Below are 19,304 nucleotides of genomic sequence, written 5' to 3' on the forward strand. Positions count from 1 at the left end.
CCGGCTACCGGCGGACAGGCAGCCTCAGGCCGCGCACGCTCCGAGCGGCTTCCACAGGTCGGGGATCTGCGGCGGGATGTAGTACGCGGTCTCGCTCCGGAGGCGCTCGTAGTTGATGAAGTCGTACGAGACGACGGCGCCCTTGGCGTAGAAGGCCCCCTGGACCCACACGGGCTCGCACTCAGGCAGCAGGCGCGTGGTCTCGGAGATGGCGTCCACGCCCTCGGCGCTCGCCGTAACCGTCACCGCGCGGTCGGGCGCCTGCCCACGGACCAGGAACGACATCGAGAGCGTCGCATCGGCGCCGACCTCGAGCGGGGCGGTCCGCGTGCACGTCGCGGGGGCGTTGCTGCCGTGCACGGCGAGACACTCCCAACCCGTTCCTGACGGTACGGACTCCCACAGCACCGCCGGAGGCAGGGTCACCGTGACGGCAACCCCCGTGAGCGGCGCCTCGCCGTCGTTCCCGACGGACGCGCTGAACTCCTCGACGCGGCCGCTGATGTAGCCGTGGTCGGCCGGGACGGTCAGTGCGAGACGACCGGGCTCGAGGACGGTCACGGACAGCTCGTCGCGGAGCACGGCAGCGCCGGGCGCCGTCGCGTCCAGGGTCACGCGGTGGGCTCCGTTGCTCGCGGACCCGGGCACCACGACGTCCAGGGGGACAGTGGTCGCGCGTGCGCCGACGCCAGGTGCGACGGGGACGTCGGTGCACACCTGGGAGGGCGCGCCGCACGAGCGCCAGGCACCGCCCGCCGCGTTCCACCCGTTCGGGAACGTGACGGTCGCGCTCGCGTTCGCCGTCGTCCCGCCGTGGTTCTCGAGCACCACGCTCGTCGTGTGGACCGCGCCGCGGCCGACGCGGGCGTCGCCGCCGATCGAGGCCACGAGCTGCGCAGGAGCAGAGGTGATCGTCACCGGGGCGACGGCCACGGCCGGGCCCGCCGCCGGGACGTGCACCTGGACCTCGGCCGCACGGGCGACGTCCAGCAGGCCCGTGCCCGCGGTCAGGTCGGGGACTGCGGCACGCAGGGTCAGCGACAGCGGCTGGGCGCTCTTGGGCGCGAGCGCCGGGAGCGTGCAGGCCAGGGCACCCGAGCTGGGGGCGCCGCAGGACCACGGCGCCACGCCTTCGATCGTCACGCCGGCCGGGAGGCCACCGGGCACGGCGACGGTCGCCGCGACATCGCGCGCCGTCGTCCGGCCCTCGTTGCTCACGGGGACGGTGACGGTCGCCGCCTGGACCGCGCTCGTGCTTCCGGTCAGGGTCGTGGCACCCGAGGCTGCGCCGATCACGACGTCCGCCGGGGCGGAGGCGACGCGCGCGGGCTTGAACGTCGGCGTGGGGCGCTGCGAGGCGCCGGGGGCCCAGGTGGCCATGCCGATGGAGAGGTCGCGGCTCGCGTCGAGGGTGCCGTCGTCCGCGATCAGCACGGCTGCGCGCAGCGTCGCCGAGTCGCCAGGTGCGAGGTCACGCGTCGTGCACGTCGCGGTCGTCGCGGTCGACCGGACGCACGCCCAGCCGCCCGTCGACACGGCCGCGCGGGACGCCCCTGCGCCGCCCGTGACCGGGGCCAGGGCCCGCACGTCCCACCCGACGCCGTCGGCGAAGACGAACTCGGTGCGCACCTCGTCCGCGCTGCCCGTGCCCCTGTTCTCGACGGTCACGCTGACGACCTCGGCGACCCCCGCCGTCAGGGCCAGCTCACCCGGCTCCTGCACGACGAGGTCGGGCGTCGGCGTCGGGTCGTCGGCCGGGTCGTCGGCTGCCGGGCCCGGCACGACGGCGGGCGGCCTCGTCGAGCCGCTCGTCTGCACGGCGGAGTCGTCGTCGGGGATGTTCGTGGGGTCGGTCAGGTCCGCCGGGGGCTCGACCACGGGCTGCGTCGGCTGCGTCGACGGCTCCGCGGTGGGCTGCGTGCGAAGGTCGGCGTCGTCGTCGGCCGTGCCCGTCGTGTCATCGGCGTCAGGGCTCGGGGTCGCGTCGGCGACGGCCGGCGGGTCCTGCGAGAACGCGCCGAGGCTGCCCGCGACGCCCACGGCCCCGCCGACGACGACGACGCCCGCCACCGCCAGGCCCAGCGCCCCGGCGGGCACGGCCGCGAGGAGACCCGCGAGGCCGCTCGCGGCACCCACGGCAGTGGCAGTGGTGGCCGCTGCTCCCGCGCCCACACCCGCGCTGACCGCTGTCGCTCCCGCTCCTACGCCGGCACCCGCAGTCCCGGCACCCGCACCGACGCCCGCAGTCCCGGCGCCCGCACCGGCACCGGCACCTGCCGAGCCGGCACCCGCACCCGCACCGCCCGCGCCTCCGGCACCACCCGCACCACCGGAGCCAGCACCCACGCCCGCACCCGAGCCGGCCGTCGACGAACCCGCCGTCGCGCCCGTGCCGCCACCCATCGCCGCACCGACACCGCTGCTCGCGGCGATGCCGCCCGTCGCAGCGGCCGCACCGGCAGCGCCACCGAACCCGAGTCCCTGCAGGACCGCGACCGCCACGGCGCCGAGCACCAGCGGACCGATCACGGCGCGCATGCCGTGGTTGACGTCACCGAGCTCCAGGACGAGCGCACGGCACGCGCCGCACTCCTCGAGGTGGCTCTCGACGAGCGCCGTCTCGCGCTTCGCGAGGCCACCACGCACGTAGGCGCCGAGCTTCGCGTTGACGATCGTGCACGCCTCGCCCGCGGGGGCCGCGAGGTGCTGCTGGAGGTACGCCTGGCGCAGGCCCTCGCGGGCGCGGTACGCCAGGGCGGCGACGCCGTTGGCCGTGAGGCCGAGGACGGGCGCGATCTCGGCAGGGCTGAGCTCCTCGACCTCCGTGTACCAGAGGACCGCCTGCCACCGCTCCGGCAGCGACTTGTAGGCCTGCGAGACGATGCCCCGCTCGAACCCCGCGAGCGCCGGCTCCTCGGTCGACGCGGCCGCGGGCACGGCAGCCTCGAACAGCTCGAGGTCGTCGCTGGGCCGCGCACGTCGGACGGCCTCGACCCGGTCGAGCGCGACACGGCGCAGGACCGTGAAGAGGTAGGCACGGAAGGCGACATCGGGACCGCCGCCGCCCTGGATCGCGGAGAACACACGCGAGAAGGCGTCCGAGACGGCGTCCTCGGCGTCGGCGGAGGAGTTCGAGTACTGGCGGGCGACCGCGCGCGCGGCACCGGCGTGACGCTCGTAGAGCGTGCCGAACGCAGCCGACTCGCCGCTGCGGACAGCGGTGATCAGCTCGGCGTCGCTCGAGAGGTCCCACGCGCTGCCGACACTCACGCGGACCCCTTTCTGCTCGGTCCGGGTCAGATGCGTCCTGCTCTGCACGGCGCCGTCGCTGCACCACTGGTGACCGTCGACGACGCCGACCTGCTTGTCACGGTCTGCCGCCCGCCACCCAGGGTCTCATGACACGCGCGCGCAGGCGCTAGTGCCCAAGGGTGACATCGGCAGCAGCCGTCTGGCACTCATCGGCAGCCCGCCCGAGGAAATGAGGTGTCCGAACCGGCGTCATAGGCACGGACCTGACCGCTCTCATCCCCCGTGACGGAGACCGAGCAGCTCCACGACGCGGGCGCAGTGGCCTTGCGTGAGCAGTGGCGTGCCGTGACGGTCGACGCCGTCTGGCTGCGGCCCGGCGACTGGTACCACCCGGCCGTCGACGCGCTCGTCGAGGCCATCGTGAGCGGCGGGTCACCCCTTGCCGCAGCCGCGCGGCTCGGCGAGTCCCGAGGGGCCGCGGGCGTCGGCATCGCGGAGACCCTGGACGACGTCGCTGCGCTCTACGGGCTCATCGGCCTCGAGCCGGGCCTCGACGTCGTGCGCGCGCTGTGCGAGGGCTGGGCCGTGGCGGTCGAGGGGATCCCCGTCCAGGCCGCGTGCATCGAGCCCGAGTCCGGCCTGCCGACCCTCGAGTACCTCGCGGTGCGGCTCGGCGAGACCTACGGGGCCGCCCGCAAGCACGCGCACCACGCCTTCCTCACGCACTGCCTCGTGCTCGTCGACGTGGCCACCGAGGAGCTGCCCGCCTGGCGTCGCATGGCACGGTCCGCCGCGATGGGTCGGGCCCTGAGCAGCGCACTGGTCCCGGGCCACCCCATGGCGGCCCTCGGCGGCGGCGCCTTCGCCGTCCTCGTCGCCCGCGACTTCGACCTCGGCGAGACCGTGCGCCTCATGCGCGACCAGGTGAACGAGCAGGCCGCGCAGCTGCAGATCAGCGACCTGCTGCGCCAGCCGCCGCGCATCTGGATCGAGCCGCTCCCCGAGACCCACGAGCGTGCCGTCGACCTCCTCAACCACCTGCGTCGGTGACCCGCCGCACCCCCTGAACGTCCCCCGGTCGCGAGCGGGGCCGCACCGGCACCACGCCGATGCGGCCCCGCTCACGGCGTTCCGGGTCAGTCGCGGTGCGCGGGGCGCCACACGACGAGCGCACCGGTCGACGTGACGCGCGCGGGCCGGTGGCCACGGGGCACGGCGACGACCTCGCCCTGGGGCCCCGCGGTGAAGACCCGACGGCCGGGGTCTGCGAGGGTTCGCAGGAGCTCGACCTGCTGCTCGAGGCGCTCGACCTCGCTCTCGAGCGCGAGGATGCGCTTGATGCCGGCGAGGTTGATGCCCTCGTCCTGGGAGAGGCGTTGCACCTCGCGCAGCGTCGCGATGTCCCGCAGCGAGTAGCGGCGGCCCCGGCCGCGCGTCCGACCGGGCGAGACGAGCCCGAGCCGGTCGTACTGGCGGAGCGTCTGCGGGTGCATGCCTGCGAGCTCCGCGGCGACGGAGATCACGAAGGCCGGGGCGTCGTACGCCATCGACATCGCGTCCTCCTCACTCCTCGTCGGGTGCCGCCGCACGCCTCACGCGCACGGCGGCACGTCCACCTACTGCGTCGCGCGGGCGCGGAGCTCGGCGCGCACGTCGGCGTCCGCGGTCGCCTTCGCGAAGGTCTCGACGGCCTCCCGCGCCTCGGCGGACAGCCGTTGCGGGACGGCGACCTGCACGCTGACGAGCAGGTCGCCCGACGTCGTGCCCTGCTTCACGCCCCGGCCCCGCACGCGCAGGGTCCGGCCCGACGGCGTCCCCTCGGGGATCTTGACGCGCACCGTCCCGCCGTCGAGGGTCGGGACCTCGACCTGCGCACCGAGCGCCGCCTCCGCGAACGTCACGGGCACGGTCACACGCAGGTCGCGCCCGTCGAGGGAGAACACCGGGTGCGGCTCGACCTTCACGGCGATGACCAGGTCACCGGCCGCCGCGCCACCCTCGCCCGGCCGACCCTTGCCACGCAGCCGGATCTTCTGACCGTCGCGCACACCCGCGGGGATGCGCGCGGTCACGCGTCGGCCCTCGACGCCGATCGTCACGGTCGAGCCCTCGACGGCCTGCCGGAAGGGCAGTGTCGTGCTCGCCTCGATGTCGACGCCGCGCTGGGCGCCCCGGTTGGGCCGGAAGCCGGCGGGCGCTCCCCCGCCGCCACCACCCCCGAAAAGGCCACCGAGGATGTCCTCGAAGCCGGGCGGGACCTGGCCGCCCTGCCCGCCCGTCGAGTACCTGACGCGCGAGCCGGCGCCACCGGCACCACCGCCGCCACCGAACAGCCCGCCGAAGAGGTCCTCGAACCCGGCCGCACCCGAGCCGCCGCCGGGGCCACCCGGTGCGGAGAAGCGTGCGCCGCCGCCGGCCATCGCGCGGATCGCGTCGTACTGCTGCCGCTGCTCGGGGTCGGAGAGCACGGCGTAGGCCTCGCCGACCTCCTTGAAGCGCGACTCCGCGGCGGCGTCGTCGGGGTTGTGGTCGGGGTGCAGCGTGCGGGCGAGCTTGCGGTAGGCCTTCTTGATCGCCGCGGCGTCCGCGTTCTTGGGCACGCCGAGGGTCGCGTAGAAGTCCTTCTCGAACCAGTCCTGCCCGGCCATCACCTACCTCCTTCCGCTGCTCGTGCGGTCCGGGCCCGCGCATCGGCTGCGCGGGCCCGTCCCGGACCTGACCCCATGGCGCTCAGGCGCCCGGCTCCGCGACCGCCACGCGCGCGGCGCGCACGATGCGCTCGCCCACGCGGTGACCCGGCTGGAGCACACGCACCACCGTCGCCTCGGTCACGTCGTCGGAGTGCTCGTGCATGAGCGCCTCGTGCACGTTCGGGTCGAAGGCCTCGCCCTCGACGCCGTACCGCTCCCAGCCGAAGCGTCCCAGGCTCGTCTCGAGCTTCTCCGCGATCGACGCGAACGGACCCTCACCGAGCTCGCCGTGCTGGCGTGCGAGCTCGACCTCGTCGAGCACGCCGATGAGCGCCTCGACCATGGCGACGACCGTCTGGTCGCGTGCGACGAGCCGGTCACGGTCCACGCGCTTGCGGTAGTTGACGTACTCGGCCTGGAGCCGCTGCAGGTCGTCGAGCCGCTCCGCCGCGAGGGCCTGCGCGGTCTCGAGGTCCCCGCCCGGTGCGGCCGCCGCGTCGTCGGGCCGGGAGCCCGGCGTCGTGCCCGCGTCGGTGTGCGCCGGCTCGCGCACGGCGCCCGTCTCCGGGTCGATGCGTCGCTTGTCGGTGAACCGCGGGCGGGTCGGGTCCTCCGACCCGCCCGCGGTGGTGGTCTCGTCCGTCACTTCTTCTCGTCCTCGTCCACGATCTCGGCGTCGACGACGTCCTCGTCCGAGGCGGACGACGACGGCTGCTCGGTCTCGGGCGCGGCCTCGGGGGTCTCGCTCTCGGCCTTGTAGATGGCCTCGCCGATCTTCTGGCTCACCGCGGCGAGCGCGGCGTGCTTGGACTTCACGGCCTCGACGTCCGTGCCCTCGAGCGCGGTGCGGACCTCGGCGATCGCGGCGGTGACCTCGGTCTTGACGTCCTCGGGCACCTTGTCGCCGTTGTCCGCGAGCACCTTCTCCGTGGAGTAGGCGAGCGACTCGGCCTGGTTGCGGACCTCGGCCTCCTCGCGACGCTGCTTGTCCTCGGCGGCGTGCGCCTCGGCCTCCTTGATCATCCGGTCGATCTCGTCCTTCGCGAGGGCCGAGCCGCCGGTGATCGTCATCGACTGCTCCTTGTTGGTGCCGCGGTCCTTGGCGGACACGTGCACGATGCCGTTCGCGTCGATGTCGAACGTGACCTCGATCTGCGGGACGCCGCGGGGCGCGGGCGCGATGCCCGTGAGCTCGAACGTGCCGAGCGGCTTGTTGTCCCGCGCGAACTCGCGCTCGCCCTGGAAGACCTGGATCAGCACCGACGGCTGGTTGTCGTCCGCCGTGGAGAAGATCTCGCTGCGCTTGGTCGGGATGGCCGTGTTGCGCTCGATGAGCTTGGTCATCACGCCGCCCTTGGTCTCGATGCCGAGGCTCAGGGGGGTCACGTCGATGAGCAGCACGTCCTTGCGCTCACCCTTGATGACACCGGCCTGGAGCGCGGCGCCGACGGCGACGACCTCGTCCGGGTTGACGCCCTTGTTGGGCTCCTTGCCGCCCGTGAGCTCCCGCACGACGTCGGCCACGGCCGGCATGCGCGTCGAGCCACCGACGAGGACCACGTGGTCGATGTCGGCCAGCGAGATGCCCGCGTCGCGGATGACCGCGTTGAAGGGCGCCTTGGTGCGCTCGATCAGGTCGGCCGTCATCTGCTGGAACTGCGCCCGCGTGAGCTTGGAGTCCAGGTGGATGGGGCCGTTCTCGCTCATCGAGAGGTACTGCATCGAGATGTTGGTGCTCGTCGCGGACGAGAGCTCCTTCTTGGCCTGCTCGGCCGCCTCGCGCAGACGCTGGAGCGCGATCTTGTCCTTGGACAGGTCGACACCCGCGGTGTTCTTGACCTCCTTGATGAGGTGCTCGACGATCCGGTTGTCCCAGTCGTCGCCGCCGAGCCGGTTGTCGCCCGACGTCGCACGGACCTGGATGGTCGAGAACTGGTCCTCGTCCTTGCCCACCTCGAGCAGGGACACGTCGAACGTGCCGCCGCCGAGGTCGAAGACGAGGATGAGCTCGTCCTCCTTGCCCTTCTCGAGGCCGTAGGCGAGCGCGGCCGCGGTCGGCTCGTTGACGATCCGCAGGACGTTCAGGCCGGCGATCTGGCCGGCGTCCTTCGTGGCCTGACGCTCGGCGTCGTTGAAGTACGCGGGGACCGTGATGACCGCGTCGGTGACGGGCTCGCCCAGGTACTCCTCGGCGTCGCGCTTGAGCTTGCCGAGCACGCGCGCCGAGATCTCCTGCGCGTTGTACTTCTTGTCGTCGACCGCGACGCTCCAGTCCGTGCCCATGTGGCGCTTGACCGAGCTGATGGTGCGGTCGACGTTGGTGACGGCCTGTCGCTTGGCGACCTCGCCGACCAGCACCTCGCCGGTCTTGGAGAACGCGACGACGGACGGCGTCGTGCGCGCACCCTCGGCGTTCGCGATGACGGTGGGCTCGCCGCCCTCCAGGACGGCGACCACGGAGTTGGTGGTGCCGAGGTCGATTCCGACCGCTCGTGCCATGGGAGGTGCTCCTTCGTCGATTCCGTGTGCCTGCGCCCTGGTCCCTCGATGTCAGGACCGGGCGGCGGCTGTCTTTGAGCCTGCTGGGCTCAAGTCTGCGCCGCGCGGCCCGCGGGTGCAAGTCCGCGGCGCCAAACTTGAGCCTGTCTGACTCACCTCTCCGTTGGGCGGGGTTGTTCCCGCGCGCGCGGAGGCTGCGGGGCGGGGGGCTACGGCCTGCCCGACGCTCCCATGCGGATATCCTTGTGTCTGACACCCGGACATGGTGGTGTGCGTTTATTCGCATGAGAGCCCCAGCGTCGGAGTTGCTCATGCTGATATCCGCTTCACTCGGGTCTACCCTGGCTTCGACACCGATAACCGCAACCCGAACCGGAGTGGTGATGCAGCAGGACGTTCGCGCTGCCGAAGGGCGGGGGCAGCGGCAGGAGGACCAGGCCATCGCACGCCTGGCGCAGCGGCTGCGCGAGCGACGCGTGGACCTGGGCATCACCCAGGCCGAGCTCGCTGACCAGCTCGGTGTCACCCAGGCGTACCTGTCGCGTCTCGAGACCGGGGAGGCGACCACCCAGCTGCGCCGCCTCGTCCGCGCCTTGTCGTCCGTCGGACTGGACCTGCTGGCCCTGCCGCGCAACCACCCGGCCGCGCGCGAGGAGCGTCTACGCCCCGTCACCCCACCCAGGCGCGCCCACAGGACGGACGTCGAGCAGCTCCTCGACGCGTTGGACAGGCTGGACCCGTCCCACGTCGGGTCTCCCGAGCTCGCCGAACGGTTGCGGACGCTGCGCGCGGTGCTCGCGCGCGAGGGCACGACCGGTCCCGAGCTGAGACGGATGAACTCGCTCGTCGGCCCGGTGGCCAGGTTGGCGTACAGCAAGGAAGCCCTGTCGATCGCGCACCCGTCGTTGCGTCGCGTGCTGCTGCAGGTGCGCGAGACGTTCCCTGACGCCGTCCAGACCGAGCGATCTGCGTCGACGCTCCCGCCGCAGGGAGGTCCGCAGTGAACGAGACCCTGCGGATCTGGTTGAACGATGTCCACGTGGCCGACCTGCTGGACGCCGGCATCGGGACGGTCTCCTTGCAGTACACCGACGAAGCGGTCGAGCGATACGGACCCGGGGCGATCGCGCTGTCCGTCCGACTGCCGGTGCGCCGGGAACCGTACCCATCGGTCGTCGCGCAGTACTGGCTCGACGGTCTGCTTCCGGAGGACAGCCTGCGCAAGGTCCTGGCCGACCGGTACCGCGTCGCGGAGAGCGACACGATGGGCCTGCTCAGCCGGATCGGCCGCGAGTGCGCCGGCGCGGTCGTGATCACCCCGCCGGACACGGATCTACCGGTCAGCGCCGGGGTGCACTGGTTGGACGAGTCGCTGCTGGAGCAGACCGTGGACGACCTGGCGGTCGCGCCGTTCGGGGTAGGCACCGACGAGCACGTGCGGGTGTCCCTCGGCGGCGTGCAGGAGAAGCTCGTGCTCGTGCGCGACCAGGCCGGCCGACTGGGCCTCCCGTTGGAAGCCACCCCGTCCACGCACATCCTCAAGCCCGCACCGTTGAAGCCCAACGGTGATGAGCGCTGGCCCGGGATCGTCCACGGGGAGCTGTTCGCGATGCGCGCGATGCTGCTCGCCGGTGTGCCGACCGCGGAGGTGCAGTTCAGACAGGTGGGAGCGCGCCCGGGCATCCTGGTGGAGAGGTTCGACCGTGAACGCCTCGACGACCGGCTCGTGCGGATCCACCAGGAAGACATGTGCCAGGCGTTGGGCATCTCCCCGACGAGCAAGTACCAGGAGGCCCAGAAGCCGCTGTCCCCGTCCCTGGCCAAGATCGCCAGGGTGCTGTCGTCGCACGCGGACGCTCCGATCGACCAGCTGCGCGCGCTCGCCAAGCTGGTCACCAGCTCCCTGGTGCTGGGCAACTGCGACCAGCACGCAAAGAACATCTCGCTGCTGCTGGACCCGGAGCAGGGGGTGCGGCTAGCACCGGCGTACGACGTGGTGCCGACCACCGCGTTGCCGGGAGCGAGCCCGGAGCTGTCGATGCGGATCGGGGAGGAGGCGTTCATCGAGGATCTCTCGAACGAGGCACTGCTCGCCGAGCTGGGCGCCTGGGACATCGGGGAACGAGCGGCGCGCCGGATGATCGACGGCGCCCTCGACCGGCTGGAACCGGCGATCGAGGACGCCCGGGAGCAGGTCGCGGACGAAGCAGGGGACCACGAGGTGCTCGACAGGGCCGTGGAGCAGGCGCGCGAGCGAATCTCGAAGCTGCGCCGGTAGGGGAGGGATCCGCACCGCGAGCGGCCTGCCTGACGCCGCCGGGACTCGCGCGAGGGCGCGGTCGTTCGACCCGCTCAGGTCGACGGGTCGAGAAGCCCCGCGAGCGTCGCCGCGGAGTCCAGCCGGGCGACCCTCGGGAAGATCACGTCGATGCTGTTCGCGTGGGCCGAGGCGACGAGGTCCGTGACGGCGTCATGGGCGACCACCACCTCGTAGCCGAGCTCGCGCGCCGTCCTGGCGGTGGACTCCACGCCGACACTCGTCGCGATCCCAGCGAGGACGACCGAGCGCACGCCGCGGCGGCGCAGTCGCGAGTCGAGCTCGGTGCCGGCGAACGCGTCCCACCCACGCTTGGTCACGTGCAGGTCGGTCGCCGTTGGCGGGACGCGCGGGTCGAGCTCGGCGAAGTCGGCATCCTGCACGACGGAGGGCCCGGGCGAGTCGGTGCGCCCACGGAGCAGGTCACCCCCGTCGGCCGAGAACTGGGTTCGGATACGAACGACCGGGCGCCCGCCCCGGTGGGCGGCGTCCGCGAGCAGGGCGGCGCGCGCGACGACGGTCGCCGGGTCATGGACCGTGCGGAGAGCGGTGATGCCCTTCTGGAGATCCACCAGGACGAGAGCGGTGGCGGGATCGAGAACGTCGACGGGCATGTGGACTCCTGATACGTGGCACAAAGGACAGCAAGACTGTCTATCGACGGTTACCAGGATGTCAAGCAAGACTGTGCAGTCTCGCTGCTTGCTTGCCGTAAGGTGCAGATATGGAGAACGCACTGCTCGCGGCCGAGCTCCGCCTCCAGCTCGGCCGGCTCGTCAGGCGCGGGCGAGCCGAGGACCCGCGACCCCAAGCCGTCACCGCCGCCCTCGGGCTCCTCGGACGGGAGGGGGCCCTGACCACCAGCCAGCTCGCCAGCGCCCAACGGGTCCGGCCCCAGTCGATGGCCCGCACGGTCCGTGCGCTCGAGACCGAGGGGCTCGTCGAGCGCTCGACGGACCCGGAGGACGCCCGCAAGTCGCCCCTGGTGCTGACCGCGCAGGGCCGAGCCGCCCTGGAGCTGGAACGCCGACGCCGGACGGACTGGCTCACCGTGGCGTTGGCCGAGGCTCTCGACCCACAGGAGAGGGAGACGGTCGCGGCCGCGGTCCCGCTGCTCGCGCGCATCGTCGCCTGGGACGAGCGCCGCTCGGAGAGGCACGACTGAGCACCTGCCTGCGAGCTGCGCAGGCGCCGGTGCCGACGACCGCGTCGGCCGCCGGACCTCCTCGCGAAGCAACGGGACCCGCGCGTCTCTCTATCCTGTGCCGGTGCCCCGCCGCCTTGCCGCGCTGTCGCTCGCGCCCGTCGTCCTGCTGACCGCCTGCTCGGCCGCCTCGGGCGAGCCGTCCACGGACCCGACGCCGGTCGCGTCCGTCCCCGCGTCGTGGCTGACCTCGACGGCCGAGGGTTGGCCGGACTCTGACGGGTACGGCAGCTCCGCACCCGTGCTGAGCAACGCCGACTGCGTCCTGACCGACGAGGTCACGGTCCACGGCGCGACGGGTCGCACAGACATGAGCGGCTGGGGCCCCTACGGCGACGACACGTCGGCCACCGACGCCTACCGGTACGTGTGCGAGTTCCGGGGCGACGAGCTCAGTGCGCAGCTCCAGGTCATCCAGGCGGGCTCCGCGAGCGACGCCGCGCAGACCGTCGACCTCTTCCTCGACCAGCCGACCAACGGCGACCAGGAGAACGAGACGACGACGGTGCAGCTCGGCGACGTCGACGTGCACGTCAACCAGCGGTGGTACCCGAAGCCGGAGTACGGCGCCGCCACGGCGATGCTGCTCGACGCGGCCGCGAACGCCGTCGTCGTGCTCGAGGTCACCTCGCTCGAGGCCGACGCGTTCGAGGAGTACACGCCCGAGGCGGTCGCCGCGGACCTGATGCGCGCCCTGAACCAGGGCTGACCCCCGCACCGACCCCACCCCGCCACCGGCCCCACCCCCGCTCCCATCACCGGCCAGGTCGTCGAGAATGGGGGGCGGCTGCGAGCGCGGGAGCGGGTAGCGGGCGGACCCCCCGGCGGGGCGTTCAGGATGCTCAGCCGGCTGAGTGTTGCGACGCTCTTCCCATGAGCACATCACGCGCCGCGTCCGACACCGCCACGGGCACCACGTCCCAGGACCGGGTACGCCAGGTCACCGTCCTCGTCGGCGCGGTGGTGGCCATCGCCGGCGCGGCCGTCGGCTCGGGCGCGTTCGGCGGACAGCCCATCGCCGAGGCCGCCGGCGGAGCGCTGTCGGCCACCGCCACGCCGCTCGCCCCGGACACCCCGGCGTTCTCGATCTGGTCCGTGATCTACACCGGCCTAGCCGTCTTCGCCGTCGTGCAGGCACTGCCCCGGCACGGCGCCGACACGCGCCTACGCGCCGTGTCCTGGTGGGTGCTCGCGTCGATGCTGCTCAACGCGGTGTGGATCGGGGTCGTGCAGGCAGGCACCGTCGCAGGCAGCGTCGCGGTCATCGCCGGGCTCCTCGCCGTGCTCTGCGTGATCTACGTCCGGCTCGTACGCCTCGCGCACACGCGCGCCGCGGCGTCGACCGTCACGGACGTGACCGTCGGCCTGTACCTGGGCTGGGTGAGCGTCGCGACCCTCGCGAACGTCGCGGCGTTCCTCGCGGTCGCCGACGTCGGCGACCTGGCGCTCGGCGCGACCGCGTGGTCGGTCGTCGTCCTGACTGCTGCCGCCACGCTGTCCGTCGCCTACGCGGTCTTCGGCCGCCGTCGACCGACCGTCGTCCTGGCCATCGGCCTCGCGATGGCGTGGGGCCTCGCATGGATCGGCCTCGGCCGGACCAACGGCCCGCTCGTGGACGAGACGGTCGGGACGGTGGCGTTCGTGGCAGCCGCCGTCGCCCTGCTCGCACCGGTCGCCACGACCCTCACGGCACGCCGCCGCTGAGGTCAGGGCGCCGCCGACACGACTGGCACGAGCCGTCCGCGTTCACGCCCGAGCAGCGCGATCCACGAGATCATCGGAACGCACGGCGCCGCCGCACGGCGACCGCCCCGACGAGGAGGACGCCCAGATGACCACCACCGGACCGGGTACGCAGCGCGGTGCCGAGCTGGACGCCAGGCGCGTCGGGGTGATGCTGCCGCGTGACCTCCCCGTGGACCTGGTGCTCCCCTACGCGCGCCGCGTCGAGGAGCTCGGGTTCGACGAGCTGTGGGTCGTGGAGGACCTCGGGTTCCGTGGCGGCATCGCGCAGGCGGGCGTCGTCCTCGCGAGCACGTCCCACCTGGTCGTCGGCATCGGCATCCTCCCGGCGGGTGCGCGGAACGCGGCGTTCGCCGCGATGGAGGTCGCGACGCTCGCACAGCTGTTCCCGGGACGGGTCATCGCGGGCATCGGGCACGGCATGGACGGGTGGATGCGCTCGGTCGGCGCGTGGCCGGCCAGCCCACTGACCCTGCTGGACGAGCACACGACTGCGGTGCGCGAGCTGCTCCGCGGTCGGCCCGGCCCGGCGTCGGGACGGTACGTCGACGTCGAGGGCGTCGTGCTCGAGGAGGTGCCCTCGGTGGTGCCGCCCGTCGTGCTCGGCGTGCGCGGGCCCAAGTCGTTGGCGCTCGCCGGACGGGTCGCCGAGGGCATCCTGCTCGCCGAGCCGTCCCCACCGGAGTACATCCGCGCCGCCCGCTCCGCCGCGGGGTTCACGGGGGCAGCGCCGGCGGACGAGGGGCCGCGCGAGGTCATCGTCTACGACGTCGCAGCCGTGGCCGCGGACTCAGCGGCCGCACTGGCGGCGGTGCGACCAGGGCTCGTGTGGGTCGGCGACCGCACCTCCGCCCCGCACGTGGCGGCGCTTCCGTTCGCCGACGACCTCGCCGCCCTCCGCGCCCGGTGCTCCACACGTCAGGAGTTCGTCGCGGCGATGCCCGACGAGTGGGTCGCCCGCCTCTCGCTCGCGGGCACGCCCGACGAGGTCGCCGCCGCGATCACGGCGCGCCACGACGCCGGCGCCACGTGCGTCGTCATGAGCCCGGCCGGCGGGGATCCGCTGGCAGCCCTCGACGCACTCGCGAGCGCACGACCTCAGGCGTGATGCGGCCCGGCACGCTTCCCTGGCGAGACCTGAGGCTCGCGTGCGCAGGACTCGGGACCCTCGTGGGGCCCGAGCACGACGACCATCGCGCCGGGGTGCTGCCGATGACCACGACGCCCCGCCGGGCCGTCGGACCTAGACTCCGGCCATGGCGGCCACCGAGACCCGGCTCCTCGTCCTGGGTGCCGTGCGCCTGTTCGAGCCGGTCAACGGCTACCAGATCCGGCGCGAGCTGCTCTCCTGGGGTGTCGAGGACTGGGCGCACATCCACCCGGGGTCCATCTACTCGAGCCTCTCGACGCTGACCAAGCAGGGCCACGTCACGCGGCGCGACCTCGAGGACGGCGGGCGCACGGTCGCCGTGTACTCGACGACGGCGTCGGGCCAGGACGAGCTCGAGCGCCTGTTCGCGAGGGCGATGACCGAGGTCGAGCCGCTCAACCCGCTGCCCGTGCACACCGCGATGAGCATGTGCTCGCTGTTCGAGCGCGACGTCGTCGCGGCGCACCTCGAGACGCGTGCGGCCTGGCTGGGCGAGCGCATCGCGCACCTGCGTGAGCAGCACGAGGCGACGTCGGCCGGGACGTCCCCGCCGCACGTCGTGCACATCCTCGAGCTCCAGCTCGGGATCGCCGAGCTCGAGCGCACCTGGGTGCAGGACATGGCCGGGCTGGTGCGCCGGGGCGGCCTGTCGTTCCGGGGCGAGCCGATGGCCTGGCAGCCGTCGACGGACGACCCGGGCTGGCAGATGGCCGCCGACCGCGACCGCTACCTGGCGATCCTGCGCGCCCAGGGCTGACCCGCACCCGGGCCGACCCCGATGAGAACGGGCGCCGAGCCCGGTCTCACCTCTGCGGAATGCCGTTGACACACCTCCGGCGGGTCCCCAGGATGGCCCGTGTTCAAGTTTGAATATCGCAGGGAGATGAACACATGATCGAAGCGCGAGGTCTGGTCCAGACCTTCCATACGAGACAGGGCAGGCAGAAGGCCGAGGTCCGCGCGGTCGACGGCGTGGACCTCGACGTCGCCGAGGGCGAGGTCGTCGGCTTCCTCGGACCCAACGGCGCGGGCAAGACGACGACCCTGCGCATCCTCACGACGCTGCTCAAGCCCACCGCGGGCACGGCACGCGTCGCGGGCTACGACGTCGCGACGCAGTCCGAGGACGTGCGGCGCAGCATCGGCTACGTCTCGCAGGCCGGCGGCGCCTTCAGCGGGGCCCGCGCCGGGGACGAGGTCGTCGACCACGGCATGCTCTACGGCCTCCCCCGCCGGGTCGTCGAGGAGCGGGGCAAGCGGCTGTTCGAGCAGATGGACCTGCCGGGCCTGTGGACGCGCATGCCCAAGAACATGTCCGGCGGCCAGAAGCGCCGGCTCGACATCGTCATGGGCCTCATCCACGAGCCCAACCTCGTGTTCCTCGACGAGCCCACCACCGGCCTCGACCCGCAGGCGCGCGCCAACCTCTGGCAGCACATCCGCGACCTGCGCGACAGGCTCGGCGTCACGGTGCTGCTCACCACGCACTACCTCGACGAGGCCGACGCGCTGTCCGACCGCATCGTCATCATCGACCAGGGCCGCGTCGTCGCGTCCGACACCGCGGCGAACCTCAAGGCCCAGGTCGCGGGCGACCTCGTCGACCTCGAGCTCGTCGACCCCGCACTGATCCCGCGTGCCGCGGAGAAGCTCGCGGTGCTCGCACCCGGGCCCGGCGGCGTCGAGGTCGTCGACGGCCACGTGCGTGCCCGCGTGCCGCGCGCCGGCCGGGCGATCCAGGGCCTGCTGCGCGACCTCGACGGCGCAGGCATCGACCTCGAGTCCGTCGAGGTCCACCGCCCGACGCTCGACGACGTGTTCCTGGCCCTCACGGGACGTTCGCTCCGGGAGGCGGAGTCCGCGCCGTCGGGCACCGACGGGCAGCCCCGCGCCGGCGAGCACGAGGTCCAGCCGCCGACGCCACCCGGCACCCCCACCGCGACACCCGCCGCCCCGACCACCGAGGGAGCCGTCCGATGAGCACCTTCTTCCGCGAGAGCTTCATCGTCTTCCGCCGCCAGCTCCGGATGAACCTGCGCAACCCCGCCTGGGTGATCATCGGGATGCTCCAGCCCGTGCTGTACCTCCTGCTCTTCGGGCCGCTGCTCGAGCCGCTCATCGGGCAGTTCGGCGCCCAGAACGCCTACACGTTCTTCGTGCCCGGCATGCTCGTCCAGCTCGGCATCTTCGGGGCGTTCTTCGCGGGGTTCAGCCTCATCGGCGAGTGGCGCGAGGGCGTCATCGAGGCCGAGCGCGTCACGCCCGCGAGCCGCACCGCGCTGCTCGTCGGGCGCCTCTACCGGGACCTGCTCCAGCTCCTCGTCCAGGCCCTCATCCTCATCGCCCTGGGCTGGGCGATGGGCATGGTGGCGTCCGGCACCGGCATGGTGCTGGGTGTCGCTCTCACGCTGCTGCTCGGCGGCGCGTGCGCGGCGGCGTCGAACGCCCTCGCGCTCACGACCAAGTCCGAGGACGTCATGGCACCCGTCATCAACATGGTGATGATGCCCGTGCTGCTGCTCTCCGGGATCCTGCTGCCCATGACGATCGGGCCCGCGTGGCTCGAGCGCGCGAGCGACTTCATGCCGATCCGGCACGTGGTCGACGCCGTGCGGTCCTCCTTCGCCGGGGACTTCGCGACGAACGCGCTCGGCTGGGGCATCGGCTGGTCGGTCGCCATGTTCGTGCTCGCCCTCTGGTGGGGCACCGCCACGTTCCGCCGCGAGAACGCCTGACGCAGCACGGGCCTGGAGCCCGAGGCACCTGAGCCATCGGGGTGAACCTGTACCAGGGCCGACGACGACGCCGCCTCTCGATGGCAGGCTCGTGCGCGTGAAGCGCACGAGCCTGCGGGGGGCGGCCTCGGTCCTGGCGCTCGGGGTCGTCGCCGGCTGCGCGACCCTGCCGGCCGGGCCGACGACGGAGCCGTCGTTCGCACCCCTGACCGACACGTCCCCGACGGGAACGGGGACGCCCCTGGAGTTCGTCGCGTGCGACCGGGAGCCCGCCGACCCGGCGTCGACGAACCTCCGCCCGAACGCGCTGACGGCCACCGACCGTGCGCTCGCCGGCGACCTCGCGGAGCAGATCCCGGACGGCACGCTCGTCGTCGAGCACGCCGTCGACCTCACGATCCCCGACGGCGAGATCGGCTTCGGCAACGGGTACGAGGCGGCGACGGCGACCGTGCCCGCCACCCGCACGGTCTCCGACGCTACGGTGACGGCGCCCGTCACGCTCCAGGTGCTCGACAGCCCGTCGTCGGGCCGTCGCGTGGCCTTCGTGGAGGTCCGCGTCTCGCCCGAGCCGCCCGTGCGGTGGGCGGAGGAGCCGGCGCTCGGCTTCGGCACCGACGGTGGGGACGGCGGCGTGGTCGCGACGGCCGACGCGCCGGCGACGGGGACGGACGCGGACTTCGCTCAGATCGACGCGTACATCGACGCGTTCTACCCCGACGGCGACTCGGCGTCAGGCACCGTGTGCGTGCTGCGCGAGGCGGCGGGCACGGTGGATGCCGTGCTGTTCAGCGCGGGGTGGGGTGACGGCGGCTACCCGACGTACCTCGGCTACGGCGCGGACGGCGACGTGGTGAGCGTCGTCTCGCACGGGTTCGTGGTGCCGTGGGTCCTCAGCGGTCTGCCGGGCGAGCCGCCCGCGATCGAGGGCGAGGAGAGCACGGGCTGACGGCGCCTTCGCGGGCAGCGAGGCGGTGTAGGGAGCGAGGGCGGTGCGTGTCGGTGGCGACCGGCACGATGGGCGCATGCCACCCGAGCTGCCCGAGCTGGTCGTCCCCGACTCCGCCGCGTGGCGCGCCTGGCTCGAGGCCAACCACGCGACGGCAGACGGCGTGTGGCTGGCCCTGGCGAAGAAGGGCGGCACCGTCACCTCCCTCACCTACGAGGAGGCGGTGCTCGAGGCCCTGTGCTTCGGGTGGATCGACGGCCAGGCGCGGTCGAGGGACGCCGAGACGTCGGCCCAGCGGATGACGCCACGGCGCGCACGCTCGCGGTGGTCGGCGCTCAACGTGCAGCGCGTCGGGCGGCTCGAGGCCGAGGGCCGCATGACGGGGGCCGGCCGTGCGCAGGTCCTGGCCGCCCAGGCCGACGGCCGGTGGGAGGCCGCGTACGCGGGGCCGGCGACGATCGAGACGCCACCTGATCTCCTTGCCGCGCTCGCCGCCGAGCCGCGGGCACAGGCGTGGTGGGACGCCCTCACGTCGGGCAACCGCTTCGCGATCCTCTACCGGATCCACTCCGTCAAGCGCACCGAGACGCGGGAACGCAAGATCCGCGAGTTCGTCGCCGACCTCGCCGAGGGGCGCACCCCGCACCCGCAGAAGAAGCGGCCCGAGGGGCTCTGACGCCGCCGCCGCGATCGCCGCGGAACTCGTCCGCCCTGGCTGTCGATTCGCGGGCACCTCGCACGTCATGATGCCGACGGGGCCACCGG

General features: G+C 73.2%; 18 protein-coding genes. 12 read left to right on the top strand and 6 right to left on the bottom strand.

Annotation, left to right across the window (positions count from 1 at the left end; translation table 11 throughout):
• Positions 1-24 precede the first annotated feature (24 nt).
• The gene (locus FZ988_RS16435; protein WP_188079151.1) at positions 25-3,270 is read right to left on the bottom strand and encodes a sigma-70 family RNA polymerase sigma factor; all 3,246 of its coding nucleotides are present in this window, start codon (positions 3,268-3,270) and stop codon (positions 25-27) included.
• Positions 3,271-3,534: 264 nt separating this feature from the next.
• Between FZ988_RS16435 and FZ988_RS16440 the strand changes: the two genes are divergently transcribed.
• Positions 3,535-4,302, top strand: coding sequence for a hypothetical protein (locus FZ988_RS16440; protein WP_149205121.1), 768 nt, complete (start codon positions 3,535-3,537; stop codon positions 4,300-4,302).
• Positions 4,303-4,388: 86 nt separating this feature from the next.
• Here the strand turns inward: FZ988_RS16440 and FZ988_RS16445 are convergent, their stop codons facing one another.
• The 4 genes from FZ988_RS16445 to dnaK form a co-directional block, all read right to left on the bottom strand.
• A complete protein-coding gene (locus tag FZ988_RS16445) occupies positions 4,389-4,799 on the bottom strand; it encodes a heat shock protein transcriptional repressor HspR (protein ID WP_149205168.1) in 411 nt (136 codons plus the stop codon).
• A 69-nt stretch (positions 4,800-4,868) separates the two neighbouring features.
• The gene (locus FZ988_RS16450; protein WP_149205122.1) at positions 4,869-5,900 is read right to left on the bottom strand and encodes a DnaJ C-terminal domain-containing protein; all 1,032 of its coding nucleotides are present in this window, start codon (positions 5,898-5,900) and stop codon (positions 4,869-4,871) included.
• An 82-nt stretch (positions 5,901-5,982) separates the two neighbouring features.
• Positions 5,983-6,588: a nucleotide exchange factor GrpE gene (gene grpE / locus FZ988_RS16455; RefSeq protein ID WP_149205123.1), complete on the bottom strand. Its 606-nt coding sequence runs from the start codon at positions 6,586-6,588 to the stop codon at positions 5,983-5,985.
• Positions 6,585-8,441 (bottom strand): molecular chaperone DnaK, encoded by a 1,857-nt coding sequence (gene dnaK / locus FZ988_RS16460; protein WP_149205124.1) that lies wholly within the window; start codon positions 8,439-8,441, stop codon positions 6,585-6,587. The genes grpE and dnaK overlap by 4 nt, the downstream gene beginning before the upstream one ends.
• A gap of 383 nt (positions 8,442-8,824) precedes the next feature.
• Between dnaK and FZ988_RS16465 the strand changes: the two genes are divergently transcribed.
• Together FZ988_RS16465 and FZ988_RS16470 are read left to right on the top strand one after the other, a co-directional pair.
• A complete protein-coding gene (locus FZ988_RS16465; protein ID WP_149205125.1) occupies positions 8,825-9,445 on the top strand; it encodes a helix-turn-helix domain-containing protein in 621 nt (206 codons plus the stop codon).
• Entirely contained in the window at positions 9,442-10,719 is a 1,278-nt protein-coding gene (locus FZ988_RS16470; protein ID WP_149205126.1) for a HipA domain-containing protein, read from the top strand. The genes FZ988_RS16465 and FZ988_RS16470 overlap by 4 nt, the downstream gene beginning before the upstream one ends.
• Positions 10,720-10,793: 74 nt before the next feature.
• On the opposite strand, the gene FZ988_RS16475 is transcribed toward FZ988_RS16470, so the two are convergent.
• A complete protein-coding gene (locus FZ988_RS16475; protein ID WP_149205127.1) occupies positions 10,794-11,372 on the bottom strand; it encodes an isochorismatase family protein in 579 nt (192 codons plus the stop codon).
• A 110-nt stretch (positions 11,373-11,482) separates the two neighbouring features.
• Here FZ988_RS16475 and FZ988_RS16480 point away from each other — a divergent pair, with 110 nt between their 5' ends.
• From FZ988_RS16480 to FZ988_RS16520, 9 genes are all read left to right on the top strand, one after another.
• Entirely contained in the window at positions 11,483-11,923 is a 441-nt protein-coding gene (locus tag FZ988_RS16480) for a MarR family winged helix-turn-helix transcriptional regulator (protein WP_149205128.1), read from the top strand.
• 103 nt (positions 11,924-12,026) lie between these two features.
• Complete coding sequence (locus tag FZ988_RS16485) at positions 12,027-12,671, top strand: hypothetical protein (protein WP_149205129.1); 645 nt, start codon at positions 12,027-12,029, stop codon at positions 12,669-12,671.
• Between the two features lie 164 nt (positions 12,672-12,835).
• The gene (locus FZ988_RS16490; protein WP_149205130.1) at positions 12,836-13,666 is read left to right on the top strand and encodes a tryptophan-rich sensory protein; all 831 of its coding nucleotides are present in this window, start codon (positions 12,836-12,838) and stop codon (positions 13,664-13,666) included.
• A 127-nt stretch (positions 13,667-13,793) separates the two neighbouring features.
• Positions 13,794-14,813, top strand: a complete 1,020-nt coding sequence (locus FZ988_RS16495) for an LLM class flavin-dependent oxidoreductase (protein WP_149205131.1) — start codon at positions 13,794-13,796, stop codon at positions 14,811-14,813.
• A gap of 148 nt (positions 14,814-14,961) precedes the next feature.
• Positions 14,962-15,612 carry a PadR family transcriptional regulator gene (locus tag FZ988_RS16500; RefSeq protein ID WP_149205132.1) on the top strand — a complete coding sequence of 217 codons (651 nt, stop codon included), beginning with the start codon at positions 14,962-14,964 and terminating at the stop codon, positions 15,610-15,612.
• 134 nt (positions 15,613-15,746) lie between these two features.
• Positions 15,747-16,835, top strand: coding sequence for an ATP-binding cassette domain-containing protein (locus FZ988_RS16505; RefSeq protein WP_149205133.1), 1,089 nt, complete (start codon positions 15,747-15,749; stop codon positions 16,833-16,835).
• Positions 16,832-17,590: an ABC transporter permease gene (locus FZ988_RS16510; protein ID WP_149205134.1), complete on the top strand. Its 759-nt coding sequence runs from the start codon at positions 16,832-16,834 to the stop codon at positions 17,588-17,590. The genes FZ988_RS16505 and FZ988_RS16510 overlap by 4 nt, the downstream gene beginning before the upstream one ends.
• A gap of 97 nt (positions 17,591-17,687) precedes the next feature.
• Positions 17,688-18,539, top strand: coding sequence for a DUF4241 domain-containing protein (locus tag FZ988_RS16515; protein WP_188079152.1), 852 nt, complete (start codon positions 17,688-17,690; stop codon positions 18,537-18,539).
• Between the two features lie 76 nt (positions 18,540-18,615).
• Positions 18,616-19,215, top strand: coding sequence for a YdeI/OmpD-associated family protein (locus FZ988_RS16520; RefSeq protein ID WP_149205136.1), 600 nt, complete (start codon positions 18,616-18,618; stop codon positions 19,213-19,215).
• The last annotated feature ends 89 nt before the right edge of the window (positions 19,216-19,304 follow it).

The organism is Actinotalea subterranea (assembly GCF_008364845.1).
GTDB classification, from domain to species: Bacteria; Actinomycetota; Actinomycetes; order Actinomycetales; family Cellulomonadaceae; genus Actinotalea; species Actinotalea subterranea.

Bases quoted from the DNA above. Each gene is read 5' to 3' on its own strand.
- FZ988_RS16445 (WP_149205168.1), bottom strand. From the start codon at position 4,799: ATGGCGTACGACGCCCCGGCCTTCGTGATCTCCGTCGCCGCGGAGCTC.
- FZ988_RS16450 (WP_149205122.1), bottom strand. From the start codon at position 5,900: ATGGCCGGGCAGGACTGGTTCGAGAAGGACTTCTACGCGACCCTCGGC.
- dnaK (WP_149205124.1), bottom strand. From the start codon at position 8,441: ATGGCACGAGCGGTCGGAATCGACCTCGGCACCACCAACTCCGTGGTC.
- FZ988_RS16465 (WP_149205125.1), top strand. From the start codon at position 8,825: ATGCAGCAGGACGTTCGCGCTGCCGAAGGGCGGGGGCAGCGGCAGGAG.
- FZ988_RS16475 (WP_149205127.1), bottom strand. From the start codon at position 11,372: ATGCCCGTCGACGTTCTCGATCCCGCCACCGCTCTCGTCCTGGTGGAT.
- FZ988_RS16480 (WP_149205128.1), top strand. From the start codon at position 11,483: ATGGAGAACGCACTGCTCGCGGCCGAGCTCCGCCTCCAGCTCGGCCGG.
- FZ988_RS16490 (WP_149205130.1), top strand. From the start codon at position 12,836: ATGAGCACATCACGCGCCGCGTCCGACACCGCCACGGGCACCACGTCC.
- FZ988_RS16495 (WP_149205131.1), top strand. From the start codon at position 13,794: ATGACCACCACCGGACCGGGTACGCAGCGCGGTGCCGAGCTGGACGCC.
- FZ988_RS16500 (WP_149205132.1), top strand. From the start codon at position 14,962: ATGGCGGCCACCGAGACCCGGCTCCTCGTCCTGGGTGCCGTGCGCCTG.
- FZ988_RS16505 (WP_149205133.1), top strand. From the start codon at position 15,747: ATGATCGAAGCGCGAGGTCTGGTCCAGACCTTCCATACGAGACAGGGC.
- FZ988_RS16510 (WP_149205134.1), top strand. From the start codon at position 16,832: ATGAGCACCTTCTTCCGCGAGAGCTTCATCGTCTTCCGCCGCCAGCTC.
- FZ988_RS16520 (WP_149205136.1), top strand. From the start codon at position 18,616: ATGCCACCCGAGCTGCCCGAGCTGGTCGTCCCCGACTCCGCCGCGTGG.